This is a genomic window from Streptomyces sp. NPDC021019 (genome assembly GCF_044333295.1).
Lineage (GTDB): Bacteria > Actinomycetota > Actinomycetes > Streptomycetales > Streptomycetaceae > Streptomyces.
Genome location: NZ_JBIRQR010000006.1, coordinates 193,589 through 206,322, shown reverse-complemented (window position 1 = coordinate 206,322; position 12,734 = coordinate 193,589). Strand labels below are relative to the sequence as shown.

At 72.5% G+C, this 12,734-nt stretch carries 14 protein-coding genes; 2 read left to right on the top strand and 12 right to left on the bottom strand.

Annotated features, from left to right (window positions below; all coding sequences use genetic code 11):
• Positions 1–216: 216 nt before the first annotated feature.
• From ACH4RG_RS28135 to ACH4RG_RS28090, 10 genes are all read right to left on the bottom strand, one after another.
• Entirely contained in the window at positions 217–1,563 is a 1,347-nt protein-coding gene (locus tag ACH4RG_RS28135) for a sulfate adenylyltransferase subunit 1 (RefSeq protein ID WP_398540438.1), read from the bottom strand.
• 202 nt (positions 1,564–1,765) lie between these two features.
• On the bottom strand, positions 1,766–2,701 hold the full coding sequence (gene cysD, locus ACH4RG_RS28130; RefSeq protein WP_030592436.1) for a sulfate adenylyltransferase subunit CysD: 936 nt from the start codon (positions 2,699–2,701) through the stop codon (positions 1,766–1,768).
• Entirely contained in the window at positions 2,698–3,243 is a 546-nt protein-coding gene (cysC, locus tag ACH4RG_RS28125) for an adenylyl-sulfate kinase (protein WP_018956815.1), read from the bottom strand. The genes cysD and cysC overlap by 4 nt, the downstream gene beginning before the upstream one ends.
• Before the next feature lie 23 nt (positions 3,244–3,266).
• A complete protein-coding gene (locus tag ACH4RG_RS28120) occupies positions 3,267–3,983 on the bottom strand; it encodes a phosphoadenylyl-sulfate reductase (protein WP_397922173.1) in 717 nt (238 codons plus the stop codon).
• Complete coding sequence (locus ACH4RG_RS28115; protein WP_398540437.1) at positions 3,980–4,159, bottom strand: hypothetical protein; 180 nt, start codon at positions 4,157–4,159, stop codon at positions 3,980–3,982. The genes ACH4RG_RS28120 and ACH4RG_RS28115 overlap by 4 nt, the downstream gene beginning before the upstream one ends.
• Positions 4,156–5,853 (bottom strand): nitrite/sulfite reductase, encoded by a 1,698-nt coding sequence (locus tag ACH4RG_RS28110; RefSeq protein WP_397922177.1) that lies wholly within the window; start codon positions 5,851–5,853, stop codon positions 4,156–4,158. Before ACH4RG_RS28110 ends, ACH4RG_RS28115 begins: the two co-directional genes overlap by 4 nt.
• Positions 5,854–5,967: 114 nt before the next feature.
• Positions 5,968–6,051: a putative leader peptide gene (locus ACH4RG_RS28105; RefSeq protein WP_310738857.1), complete on the bottom strand. Its 84-nt coding sequence runs from the start codon at positions 6,049–6,051 to the stop codon at positions 5,968–5,970.
• A 189-nt stretch (positions 6,052–6,240) separates the two neighbouring features.
• Positions 6,241–6,837, bottom strand: coding sequence for a GNAT family N-acetyltransferase (locus ACH4RG_RS28100; RefSeq protein ID WP_397922179.1), 597 nt, complete (start codon positions 6,835–6,837; stop codon positions 6,241–6,243).
• Between the two features lie 80 nt (positions 6,838–6,917).
• Complete coding sequence (locus tag ACH4RG_RS28095; RefSeq protein WP_397922181.1) at positions 6,918–8,213, bottom strand: GAF domain-containing protein; 1,296 nt, start codon at positions 8,211–8,213, stop codon at positions 6,918–6,920.
• Positions 8,214–8,600: 387 nt separating this feature from the next.
• A complete protein-coding gene (locus tag ACH4RG_RS28090; RefSeq protein ID WP_397922508.1) occupies positions 8,601–8,753 on the bottom strand; it encodes a hypothetical protein in 153 nt (50 codons plus the stop codon).
• A 74-nt stretch (positions 8,754–8,827) separates the two neighbouring features.
• Between ACH4RG_RS28090 and ACH4RG_RS28085 the strand changes: the two genes are divergently transcribed.
• Both ACH4RG_RS28085 and ACH4RG_RS28080 read left to right on the top strand, forming a co-directional pair.
• On the top strand, positions 8,828–9,967 hold the full coding sequence (locus ACH4RG_RS28085; protein ID WP_397922495.1) for a YihY/virulence factor BrkB family protein: 1,140 nt from the start codon (positions 8,828–8,830) through the stop codon (positions 9,965–9,967).
• An 11-nt stretch (positions 9,968–9,978) separates the two neighbouring features.
• Complete coding sequence (locus ACH4RG_RS28080; RefSeq protein ID WP_398540436.1) at positions 9,979–10,773, top strand: DUF6597 domain-containing transcriptional factor; 795 nt, start codon at positions 9,979–9,981, stop codon at positions 10,771–10,773.
• Here the strand turns inward: ACH4RG_RS28080 and ACH4RG_RS28075 are convergent.
• Together ACH4RG_RS28075 and ACH4RG_RS28070 are read right to left on the bottom strand one after the other, a co-directional pair.
• The gene (locus ACH4RG_RS28075) at positions 10,707–11,105 is read right to left on the bottom strand and encodes a VOC family protein (protein WP_397930994.1); all 399 of its coding nucleotides are present in this window, start codon (positions 11,103–11,105) and stop codon (positions 10,707–10,709) included. The genes ACH4RG_RS28080 and ACH4RG_RS28075 overlap by 67 nt on opposite strands.
• A gap of 64 nt (positions 11,106–11,169) precedes the next feature.
• Positions 11,170–12,720, bottom strand: coding sequence for a 3-hydroxyacyl-CoA dehydrogenase NAD-binding domain-containing protein (locus ACH4RG_RS28070; protein WP_398540435.1), 1,551 nt, complete (start codon positions 12,718–12,720; stop codon positions 11,170–11,172).
• Between the last annotated feature and the right edge of the window lie 14 nt (positions 12,721–12,734).

Here is a 12,734-nt window from a genome sequence, read left to right as displayed (position 1 = left end):
CTCGTTGGCCCGGCGCTCACGTCCCGCTGTCTGGGTCAGGGGGGCGCGGCCGGGAGGTCGGCGGGGCTTCGGCGGTACGGACGGTGCGGTAGGGCGCGCGAGCAGTGCGCGTACGTCATCGGGCACATCGCCCGACCCCGCCCTGACCGCTTCCCAGGGCGCCGCTGCCCACCCGGCCGCCCTCCTTCGCGAAGGTGGAGAAGAAGTCGGTGGCCATCAGAAGTCCCACTCGGCGTCGTCGTCGGGGGCCGGGGCGGCGCCTTCGGCGACCGCGGCGAACGAGGCCCCCGCCATGCCGGCGCTCAGCGTCGTACCGTCCGCCGGGTCGATCAGGAGGAACGAACCGGTGCGCCGGGAGTCCGCGTAGGCGTCGAGCGCGAGCGGCTCGGCGGTGCGCACGACGACCCGGCCGATGTCGTTGGCGACCAGCTGCCCGGGGGACGGATGCTGGGAGAGGTCGTCCAGGGTCAGCCGGGAGGGGATGTCCTTGACGATCGCCTTGACCGTGCGGGTGGTGTGCTTGATCAGCACCCGCTGTCCCACCGAGAGCGGCTGGTCGGCGACGTGGCAGACGGTCGCCTCGACATCCTGCGTGACGGCGGGGGAGTCGTCGGCCGGGGCGATCAGGTCGCCGCGCGAGATGTCGATGTCGTCGGCCAGCCGGAGCGTCACCGACTGCGGGGCCCAGGCGATGTCGACGCTCTCCCCGAGCGCGTCGATGCCCGTGATGGTGGTGGTGCGACCCGAGGGGAGCACGGCGACGGACTCGCCGACCCGGAACACCCCGGCCGCGATCTGACCGGCGTAGCCCCGGTAGTCGGGGTGCTCCGCGCTCTGCGGGCGGATCACGTACTGCACGGGGAAGCGCGCGTGGCAGGCGGTGAGGTCGTGGCTGACCGGCACGGTCTCCAGGTGCTCCAGGACGGTCGGCCCGCCGTACCAGTCCATGTGCGCGGAGGGCTCCACCACGTTGTCCCCGGCCAGCGCCGAGATCGGGATCGCGGTGATCTCCGGTACGCCGAGCGACGCGGCGTACGCGGTGAACTCCTCGGCTATCGCGGCGAACACGGGCTCCGCGTAGCCGACCAGATCCATCTTGTTGACGGCCAGCACCACGTGCGGGACACGCAGCAGCGCGGCGACGGCGGCGTGCCGACGGGTCTGCTCGACGACCCCGTTGCGGGCGTCGACCAGGACCACGGCCAGCTCGGCCGTGGAGGCGCCGGTCACCATGTTACGGGTGTACTGCACATGGCCCGGGGTGTCGGCGAGGATGAACCGGCGACGGGCGGTGGCGAAGTAGCGGTAGGCGACGTCGATGGTGATGCCCTGCTCGCGCTCGGCCCGCAGCCCGTCGGTCAGCAGCGCCAGATCCGGCGCTTCCTGACCCCGTTTCAGCGAGGCCTGCTCGACGGCCTCCAGCTGGTCGGTGAGGACCGACTTGGAGTCGTGCAGCAGGCGTCCCACGAGGGTGGACTTGCCGTCGTCGACCGACCCGGCCGTGGCGAAGCGCAGCAGGGTGGTGGCCGACACGTCGGCGAACTGCTCGGTGGTCGTGGTCATGGTGGGCCTCTCGTGCGGATCAGGCCGGATCAGGGAGCGGGGTCTGGTGCCGTGCATCGCAAGGCGGAGCAGGGAGTCAGATGGGGTCTCCCCTGCTCGAGCGGAGCCGAGAGCTTGGGGAAGGAGCCATGGGGAGTGACGACAACGCGGCGAGGTGCGGTGCCAGGGCACGCGAGCCCGGCATGATTCGCACGAGAGGCCCTCAGAAGTACCCCTCGCGCTTGCGGTCCTCCATCGCGGCCTCGGACATCTTGTCGTCGGCGCGGGTCGCGCCCCGCTCGGTGAGCCGGGAGGCGGCGATCTCGGTGATCACGGCGTCCAGCGTGGTGGCGTCGGAGTCGACGGCGCCGGTGCAGGACATGTCGCCGACCGTGCGGTAGCGCACCAGACGGGTCTCGGTGGACTCGTGCTCCTTGGGACCGCCCCAGTGCCCGGCGGTCAGCCACATGCCGTTGCGGTCGAAGACCTCGCGCTCATGGGCGAAGTAGATCTCCGGGAGCTCGATCCCCTCGCGCTCGATGTACTGCCAGACGTCCAGCTCGGTCCAGTTGGAGATCGGGAAGACCCGAACGTGCTCGCCCGGGGCGTGCCGGCCGTTGTAGAGCTGCCACAGCTCGGGCCGCTGCCGGCGCGGGTCCCACTGGGAGAACTCGTCGCGCAGCGAGAAGACCCGCTCCTTGGCCCGCGCCTTCTCCTCGTCGCGCCGCCCGCCGCCGAACACCGCGTCGAAGCGGTGCTGCTGGATCGCCTCGGTGAGCGGGACCGTCTGGAGCGGGTTGCGGGTGCCGTCGGGGCGCTCGCGGAGCTTCCCGGCGTCGATGTACTCCTGCACGGAGGCGACGTGCAGCCGCAGCCCGTGCTTCTTCACCGTGCGGTCGCGGTACTCCAGGACCTCGGGGAAGTTGTGCCCGGTGTCCACGTGCAGCAGGGTGAACGGCACCGGCGCGGGCGCGAACGCCTTGAGCGCCAGGTGCAGCATCACGATGGAGTCCTTGCCGCCGGAGAACAGGATCACCGGCCGCTCGAACTCGCCCGCCACCTCGCGGAAGATGTGGACCGCCTCCGACTCCAGGGAGTCCAGGTGGCTGAGCGCGTACGGGTTGACGGTGCCTTCCGGCACGGTGGCGACGGTGCTCACGCCAGGCCCCTCTCGGTGAGCAGCGCGTGGAGCGCCGCTGCGGACTCCTGCACGGTCTGCTGGTGCGACTCGATCCGCAGGTCAGGCGATTCGGGCGCCTCGTAGGGGTCGTCGACCCCGGTGAGACCGCTGATCTCGCCGGCCGCCTGCTTGGCGTACAGCCCCTTCACATCGCGTACGGAGCACACCTCGACGGGGGTCGCGACGTGCACCTCCAGATAGGTGGTGGACTCGGTGGCGTGCCGCTTGCGGACGGCCTCGCGGCTGTCGGCGAACGGGGCGATGACGGGGACCAGCACCTTCACGCCGTTGGCGGCGAGCAGTTCGGCGACGAAGCCGATCCGGGCCACGTTGGTGTGACGGTCCTCGCGGGAGAAGCCGAGGCCCGCGGAGAGGAACTCGCGGATCTCGTCGCCGTCGAGCACCTCCACCCGGTGTCCCTCGGTCCGCAGCCGGCCCGCCAGCTCGTACGCGATGGTGGTCTTGCCCGCGCTCGGCAGACCGGTCAGCCAGATCGTGGCTCCCGTCTCCGTCACGCTCATCGAACTCTCCTGATCAGTCGTCATCAGCCGTGCAGCCCGCATTCGGTCTTGCCCCGTCCGGCCCAGCGGCCGGCCCGTGCGTCCTCGCCCTCCAGCACCCGGCGGGTGCAGGGCGCGCAGCCGACGGAGGCGTAACCGTCCATCAGCAGCGGGTTGGTGAGCACCCCGTGCTCGGCGACGTAGGCGTCCACGTCGTCCTGGGTCCAGCGGGCGATGGGGGAGACCTTCACCTTGCGGCGCTTGGCGTCCCAGCCGACGACCGGAGTGTTCGCCCGGGTCGGGGACTCGTCGCGGCGCAGACCCGTCGCCCACGCGGCGTACGCGGTCAGGCCGTCCTCCAACGGCTTGACCTTGCGCAGCGCGCAGCACAGGTCGGGGTCACGGTCGTGCAGCCTCTCGCCGTGCTCGGCGTCCTGCTCGGCCACGGTCCGCCGGGGGGTGAGCGTGATGACGTTGACGTCCATCACCGCGTCCACCGCGTCCCGGGTCCCGATGGTCTCCGGGAAGTGGTAGCCGGTGTCCAGGAAGACCACGTCCACGCCCGGCATCACCCGCGACGCCAGGTGCGCGACCACGGCGTCCTCCATCGAGGAGGTGACGCAGAAGCGCGGCCCGAAGGTATCGGTCGCCCACTTCAGGATCTCGGTGGCGGAGGCGTCCTCCAGCTCCCGTCCGGCCTCCTCGGCCAGATCCCGGAGGTCCTCGTCGCCGAGTTGTCCGATCAGCAGAGTGTCCGTCATATCCCGTCTCCCTCGCCGTCGTTGAGCTGGACGCCCCGGGTCAGCAGACCCAGGAACTTCAGCTGGAACGCACGGTTGCAGGAAGCACATTCCCAGGCGCCGTGACCGGTCTCGTTGGGGCGCAGGTCCTCGTCGCCGCAGTACGGGCAGTGGAACGGGGCGGCTCGCTCGCTCATGACAGCGACTCCGCACTGGCCCGGGCCGCCCAGGTCGCGAAGCGCTCGCCGTCCTCACGCTCCTCCTGGAAGCGGCCCAGCACCCGCTCGACGTAGTCGGGCAGTTCGGCCGAAGTGACCTTCAGGCCGCGCACCTTGCGGCCGAACCCGGCCTCCAGGCCGAGCGCCCCGCCGAGGTGCACCTGGTAGCCCTCGACTTGGTTGCCGCTCTCGTCCAGCATCAACTGGCCCTTGAGGCCGATGTCCGCGACCTGGATGCGGGCGCAGGCGTTCGGGCAGCCGTTGATGTTGATGGTGATCGGGTGGTCGAACTCCGGGATGCGACGCTCCAGTTCGTCGATGAGCGCGGCGCCGCGCGCCTTCGTCTCGACGATCGCCAGCTTGCAGAACTCGATGCCGGTGCAGGCCATCGTGCCGCGCCGGAACGGGGACGGGGTGACGTTGAGGTCGAGCGCCTCCAGTCCGGAGACCAGGGACTCCACCTGCTCCTCGGCCACGTCGAGCACGATCATCTTCTGCTCGGCAGTGGTCCGCACCCGGCCGGAGCCGTGCGCGTCGGCCAGCTCGGCGATCTTGGTGAGCGTGGATCCGTCGACCCGGCCGACCCGCGCGGCGAAGCCGACGTAGAACCGGCCGTCCTGCTGCCGGTGCACCCCGAGGTGGTCGCGCCAGGTCTGGGCGGGCTCCTCGGGCGCGGGGCCGTCGATCAGCTCACGCTTGAGGTACTCGTCCTGGAGGACCTGGCGGAACTTCTCCGGGCCCCAGTCCGCGACCAGGAACTTCAGGCGGGCGCGGGTGCGCAGCCGCCGGTAGCCGTAGTCGCGGAAGATCGCGATGACCCCGCCGAACACGTCGGGCACCTCGTCGAGCGGCACCCAGGCGCCGAGTCGCACCCCGAGCTTCGGGTTGGTGGAGAGACCGCCGCCGACCCAGAGGTCGAAGCCGGGTCCGTGCTCCGGGTGGTTCACGCCGACGAAGGCGATGTCGTTGATCTCGTGCGCCACGTCCAGGTGGGGGGAGCCGGAGATCGCCGTCTTGAACTTACGGGGCAGGTTGGAGAAATCGGGGTTGCCGATGAACCGCCGCTGGATCTCGTCGATGGCGGGTGTGCCGTCGATGATCTCGTTCTCCGCGACGCCCGCGACGGGCGAGCCGAGGATGGTGCGGGGCGTGTCGCCGCAGGCCTCGGTGGTGGACAGGCCCACCTCTTCGAGCCGCCGCCAGATCTCCGGCACGTCCTCGATGCGGATCCAGTGGTACTGCACGTTCTGCCGGTCGGTGAGGTCGGCGGTGCCCCGCGCGAACTCCTGGGAGACCTCCCCGATCACCCGCAGCTGCCGCGTGGTCAGCCGGCCGCCGTCGATGCGGACGCGCAGCATGAAGTACTCGTCGTCCAGCTCCTCCGGCTCCAGCACGGCCGTCTTGCCGCCGTCGATGCCGGGCTTGCGCTGGGTGTACAGCCCCCACCAGCGCATGCGTCCGCGCAGGTCGTTCGGGTCGATGGAGTCGAAGCCGCGCTTGGAGTAGATCGTCTCAATACGTGTCCGTACGTTGAGACCGTCGTCGTCCTTCTTGAACTGCTCGTTCCCGTTCAGGGGGGTGTGGTGGCCCACCGCCCACTGGCCCTCGCCGCGGTGGCGTCCGGCCTTGCGGCGGGGCGTGGTGGTCGCAGGCTGTTCCGGGGTAGCGGCCATGACAATACGTCCTTCGGGACTGCGGGAGGGCGGCTCTGAGCGGCACACTCGCGCTGAGGCGCGGCGGTGCGCGGGGCGGTTCAGAGGGAAGAGGGGGCGGCGGTGCTGGGACTCTCAGCTCGCCGGACAGATGGCGCTGGACATGCGGCAGAGGTCGACGTGGCGTCGACTCACCAAGGCAATTCCAGTTCCAGGCATGGCGGAAGCGTGTCACGCGCATCTCGGAGCAGTCCACCACTATCCGCTATGTGGACGACTGGGTCTCGAAGAGTGGGACGATGTGGCGCTGGTCACGGGGGGTGACCCCGGCAATGGCGACAAAACGCCCACCTGGCAGCCCTGAGGGCGGGGGAGCCGCCGCTCCACCGCCCTCAGGGTCGCGGATGATCAGGAGGAGTACGCCCCGGGCCAAGGCCCCGGCGTCGCCACGTCCGGCTCCACCTCGGTCTTCGTGTCGAAGAGCCGGAAGCCGCGCCGGAGATAGTTGTCCATCGCGTGCGGGCCGTCCTTCGAGCAGGTGTGCAGCCACACCCGCTTCGTCGCCGGCCGCTCCGGCCAGCGCTCGGCCAGGTCCCAGGCGCGCGCCACCCCGTGACTGAGGAGGTGGCCGCCGATCCGCCGCCCCCGGAACGCCGGGATCAGACCGAAGTACATGATCTCGACCACGCCGTCCTCCTGCGGGTCCAGCTCGACGTACCCGGCCGGCGTCCCGTTCTCGTACGCCACCCAGGTCTCCGCCCCCGGCCGCTCCAGAGCCTCCTGCCACTGGGCGTACGTCATGCCCAGCCGGTCGGTCCAGTGGATGTCGCCGCCCACGGCGGAGTAGAGGAACCGGCTGAACTCCGGCAGCACCACCTCGGACCGGACGATGCGCAGATCGCCCTCCGGTACGGCGGCGGGCCGGAGATCGTCGGGCGAGGTCTGCTCCAGCGACCAGACGGTCACCTCGGTGGTCGGGGCTGCGGGCTGCGGGGTATCGCTCATGACGGCCAGAGAACCATGCCGCGGCCCACCCCCGCACGGCGGCCCCCGCCCGGGAGGCCGCGCCCCGACAGCCGCCCCGCTCAGGCGGGCGGAGCCGCCCCGCGGGCCTCCGCCACCACGGGCGCCCTGGAGTGCGGCAGCAGATCCGCGCGGTCCTCCGGGTGGATCACCTCCACCTCCACCCCGTCCCCGAAGCGGTACGGGCGGTGAGCGAGCACCTCCGCCAGCTGACGCCGCAGCCGGGAGATCTCGGCCCGGACCGTCACCGTCCGGGTCCCGTCCCCGAAGACGTCCCGCGCCAGCTCCGAGGCCGACCGCCCCTGCCGGTGCACCGCCAGCGCGTACAACAGCTCCGCGTGACGCGGCGAGAGCCGCTCGGTGCGGCACCCCAGCGGCCCGGTCACCCGCACGACGAGCGCCCGGGGCCGGCTCAGGTCCAGCACCACCCGCCGCGGCGCCCCCTCCGTGCCGCCGTCGTCCACCTGTACCAGCCAGCCGCCCGGCAGCGGCTCGACCCGGCACATACCGAGCGAGGGCAGCCAGACCGGACCCGGCCCCAGCGACTTCGGCAGCGGCAGCCGGTCCACCGGAGCCATCCCGGTCACCGCCGCCAGCCGCCCGTGCACGTCCACCGCCAGCGCCCGCCCGCCGATCCGGCACAGGATCGGCGCGGCCACCGCGCGCAACCGCTCGATCTCCGCCAGGTGACGGGTGCGGATCTCGCCCTCGGCGAGCCGGGCCACCGAGTCGACCAGGGCCAGCGTCGCCGGGTGGAACGTGGACGCCGGACCGCTGATGTCCACGATCCCGATCAGCCGGCCGTCGCGCGGATCCCGGACCGGGGCCGCCGCACAGGTCCAGCCGTGCAGGGCCCGGATGAAGTGCTCGGCCGAGTGGACCTGGACGGGCACCCGGGCGGCCAGCGCCGTCCCGATCGCGTTCGTCCCGGTCGCCGCCTCGGCCCAGTCCGCCCCTTCCTCCAGGCAGATGGCGTGGGCCCGGCGCAGCACCCCCGTATGGCCCTGCCGCCACAGCACCCGGCCCTCGGTGTCGGTCACCACCAGGATCTGCCGCGCCGCGTCCGCTATCGAGGCCAGCCCCGCCCGCAGCAACGGCATCAGCTCGCCGAGCGCCGTGCTGTGGCGCCGGTGCTCGATCTCGTCCGCCTGCAACAGCTCGCTCTCCGGCGACTGGTCGGGGTCGATACCGCTGCGCACCACCCGGTCCCAGGAGGCGTCGATCTCCGCCCGGGGCGCGACCTCGGACCGGGCCCCCGCCAGCCGCGCCTCCCGCGCCCGGTGGAGCGACCGGGTCGCCTGGCGGCCCGCCCCCTGGCCCGTCACTCGCGCCACCCCCACCGAACCTGTCTCCGCCATGGTCCCCGTTCCCCCCGAACGCTTCCCCGCCCGGCACATTCTGCCGGTGACCCGGCCGGACCGCCGATCGGTCCACACCATGGTTGCAACCCTTTGCAACTCTGGCCAGATCCTGCGACTTCGTACAAGAGTGGCAGAAACACTGTGTGCTGGGCCTGTCCCGGCCACCGGTGTTGCAGAAGCATGGAGGGTGGTGCCGTGTCGGCGCAGCACCACCCTCCGTCGCTTCCCGGCCCCCAGCTCGGCAGGCTCCGTCAGCCGGGCCCCCGATCGCCGTGTCCAGCCGGTGATCCGCCTCGCGCGTGGTCGCCCTCGCGCAGGAACGCGTCCGGCGCCGGCGACTCCCGCAGCAACGCCCTCAGCCGCCCACATACGGGTGCGAGGTCATCAGCGGCTCCCAATCGGCGGCCGCCGCCGGCTCGGTCCGCGGCGCGGGACATGCCGCTCGACGGCCGCGGACAGGGCCCGGTCCGACGCGAAGACGTCATGGCCGACCAGCGGTGGAACCTGATCGGTCACGGTGCGGGCGGTGGCTGCCATGCCGATACGGTAAGGACGTGCAGGCAGCAAACGAAACACCCGAGCGGCCACCGGGCCGGCTCCACCGGGCGCGAGTGCTCTACCGCAACGTCTCCAAACGACGGATGGCGTGGCACTTGCTCAAGGACACCGTCAACTCGTGCATCGAGTACCGCATCCTGGGACTCGCGGCCGAGGCGGCGTTCTTCACCCTGCTCTCGCTGCCCCCGCTGCTGCTCGGCATGATCGGGCTGCTCGGTTACGTCGACGAGTGGACCACGACCACCACCGTCGCCTCCATCGAGCGCAACATCCTCTCCGCCGCCCAGACGGTGCTGTCCGAGCGCGGGGTCAACGACTTCGCCAAACCGCTGCTCGCCGACGTCACGACCGGGGCCCGCCCCGACATCATCTCCATCGGCTTCGCCATCGCCCTGTGGTCCGGCTCCCGCGCGGTGAACGTCTTCATCGACACCATCACCGTCATGTACGGACTCGACGGCCACCGCGGCATCGTCAAGACCCGGCTGCTCGCCTTCCTGCTGTACGTCGTCGCGCTGCTGATCGGTGCCGTGGTGCTGCCGCTGCTGGTCGTCGGCCCGGACCGGGTGGTCGAGCTGGTGCCGTGGGGCACCGAGGTCATAGCCGTCCTGTACTGGCCGCTCGTGATCCTGCTGGGCGTCGCGTTCCTCACGACGCTCTACCACGTTTCCGTCCCGGTGCGTTCGCCCTGGATCGAAGACGTCCCCGGGGCCCTGATGGCACTCGGCATGTGGGTGCTCGGCAGCTTCCTGCTCCGGATCTACCTGACCAACACGGTCGAAGGCCCCACCATCTACGGCTCCTTGGCGGCGCCGATCGCCGTCCTGTTGTGGATCGGCATCTCCGCCTTCGCGGTCCTGGTCGGCGCCGCGGTCAACGCGGCCATCGACCGGGTGTGGCCCTCGCTCGCCACGGCCGCCGCCCGCGAGGCCACCGAACGCGTCCGGGCCGCGCAGGCCGCCGAGTTCGTCGCCCGTACCCGCTCGGCCGCCGGTCCCGGAGCGGACGACGATGACGAGGACGACGGCCCCGCGTACATGCCCTCCGAGTTCCCCGAGCGCTGGTCCCGTTTCCTGCCGCCCGACGACGTGAAGTCCCGGCTGCACGCCACCTGGGAGAAGGACCCCTGGGACACTAAGGAGAGCAAGGAGCCCATGTCGTCGGAGGATCCCTCCTCCCGCCCGCCGCGCTAGGGCGTGGGAGCATGCCCCCGGAACACCAGCCTGACCAGCAACGGCAGCACTACCGGGAACGGCCGTCCCGGCTGGCCGGGGCCGTCGTCTGGACCCTCGACGTCCCGTCCGGACCGCCGGGCCCCGCCCGGTCCGTCCTTCCGGACGGCTGCATGGACCTGATCTGGTCCGCCGGCCGCCTGGTCGTCGCCGGACCCGACACCCACGCCTTCCGGGTCGACCCCCGCAACCGCGCCTCCTGCGCCGCGATCCGCTTCCCGCCCGGGACCGCCCCGGCCCTCCTCCGCGTACCGGCCGACGAACTGCGCGACCACCGGGTCGAGCTCGCCGACCTCTGGCCCCGTGCCGCGGTCAGCGGGCTCGTCGACCGGATCGACCGGGCCGCCGACCCGGCGGGCGCCCTGGAGGACTATGCCCTGGGCCTGGCCGCCGGGGCCGGCCCCCCGGACCCCGTCATGGCGGCCGTCGCCGACCGGCTGCGGCGCGGCGGCTCCGTCGCGGCGACGGCCGCCGAGGTCGGCCTGGGCGCCCGCCAACTGCACCGACGCTCCCTGGCCGCCTTCGGCTACGGCCCCAAGACCCTGGCCCGGATCCTCCGCCTCCAGCGCGCCCTGGCCCTCGTCCGCGCGGGGGCGCCGTACGCCGAGGCGGCCCCCGCGGCGGGCTGCGTCGACCAGGCGCACCTGGCCCGCGAGATGCGCGCCCTCGCCGGGACGACGCTCGGGGCCTACTTCGGGCGCTACGACGCGTCGGCCGCCGCGAACAGCGATACCCCGCAGCCGTCCGGGTCCAGGACGACCGCGTAGCGCTGCCCCCACACCGCGTCCCACGGCTCCAGATGCCCGGTGTACCCGGCGTCGACCAGCTCCGCGTACACCGAGTCCACCTCCCGGGGACTGTCGCAGACGAAGGCCAGGGCGACCCTCTCACCGCCCGCCGGGCGCTTCCAGTCGGGATCGAACGAGGCGATGACCTCCTCCGTGTCCCACAGCAGCCGCTGCCCGCCCGGCAGGGTCACTTCGACATGGGGTGCGGACTCGGCCCCTTCGGGGATGTCGAGGCCGAGCCTGCGGTAGAAGGCGAGCGAGGCCGCCAGGTCCGCCGTGACGATGCTGATCGCGTCAAGTCGTGGAGTCATGTCCCGACCGTACGCACGCGGCGCCCCGACGGTCTTGTACGAATCGGTCGCCCGCGCCGGGCCCTCACCCCACGCAGTCGGCCGGCGAGGTCCCCGGGTCGGTCACGGCCAGGCCCAGGGAGGCGCGCTCCGTGATCCACCGCGTCGGCCGGTGGCGCGGGTCGCCCGTCGTCGTGTGCAGCGACCGCTGGAGCTCCAGCAGCCTCGCCGCCCCGACCCGCTCGCCCCAGGCCAGCGGCCCGTACGGATAGCCGAGCCCCGTGGTCACCGCCAGGTCGATGTCACCGGGCGCGGCGAGCGAGCGCTCCGCGATCGAGCAGCCGACCGCGACGACGGAGGACAGCAGCCGCTGCGCGACCGTGCCCGCGGTGTCCCGCACCACCGACACCGCGTACGGCTCGTCGCCCTCGGCGGCTCGCGCCAGCACCGCCCGCGCGTCCCGGGCGGCCCTCGGGTCGCCGGCCGGCGTCACCGCGAGGACCCGCCGCCGCCCCGCCGGGGGCAGCACCTCGACGCCGAACGTACGCTCCCGGGGCCACGCCCCCTCCGCGACCGCCGCCGACACCGGTGTCCCCCAGACGGGCACCAGCACCACGGCCCGCGCGGACGGCCCCGCGGCCCGCTCGACCCGGACCCCCGCCGCCTCCAACGACGCGGCCAGGGCCTCCTCGTATGCGGCGGTCTCCGGCCGACCGCCCGGAACCAGGAACACCGGGCGCTTCGCGTCCCCGGTGACCGCGCTCTCCGGCGCGGGGCCCGCCGCCCTCTCGCCGTACGCGTACCAGCCTTGACCCGTCTTGCGGCCGTGCAGCCCCGCCACCACCCGGTTCGGGGTCAGGAACGACGGGCGCAGCCGGTCCTCGTACCGGAAGCCCTCCCAGATCGAGTCGATCACCGCGGCCGTCACGTCGAGTCCGGTCAGGTCCATCAGCTCGAAGGGACCCATCCGCAGCCCCAGCACGTCCCGGGCGATCCGGTCGATCTCCGCGGGGTCCGCCACCGACTCCTCCAGCAGCGCGAGCGCCTCGGTCACCAGCCCCCGCCCGGCGTGGTTGACCAGGAAGCCGGGGGTGTCGGCGACGGTCACCGCCCGGTGCCCGCAGCCCTCCACCAGCTCGGTCAGCAGGTCCGGGATCTCCGGTCGGGTGGCCGCGCCCGGCACCACCTCGACGATTCTCATCAACGGCACCGGGTTGAAGAAGTGCAGCCCGGCCAGGCGCGAGGGGTCCCCGAGCGTGGTGGCGATCCGGGTCACCGACAGGGAGGAGGTGTTGGTCGCGAAGACGGCGGAGGAGGGCAGCGCCCGCTCCAGCTTCCCGAACACCTCGGCCTTGGTCGCCAGGTCCTCCCGTACCGCCTCGATCACCAGCTCCACCTCCGGTCCCGCCGCCCACGGCTCGGCGAGCGGCACCAGCCGGGCCACGGCCCCGTCCCGCTCCGCGGCCGCCATCCGGCCCTTGGCGACGGCCCGGTCCAGCATCGAGGCGACGAAGTCCAGGGCGTCCGTCACCGCCTCGGGCCGTACGTCCCCGAGCTCGACGGTGTGACCGGCGCTCGCCGCCCACTGGGCGATGCCGCGGCCCATGGCCCCGGCTCCGACGATCCTGATACGCATGGCGGTGGGAGCCC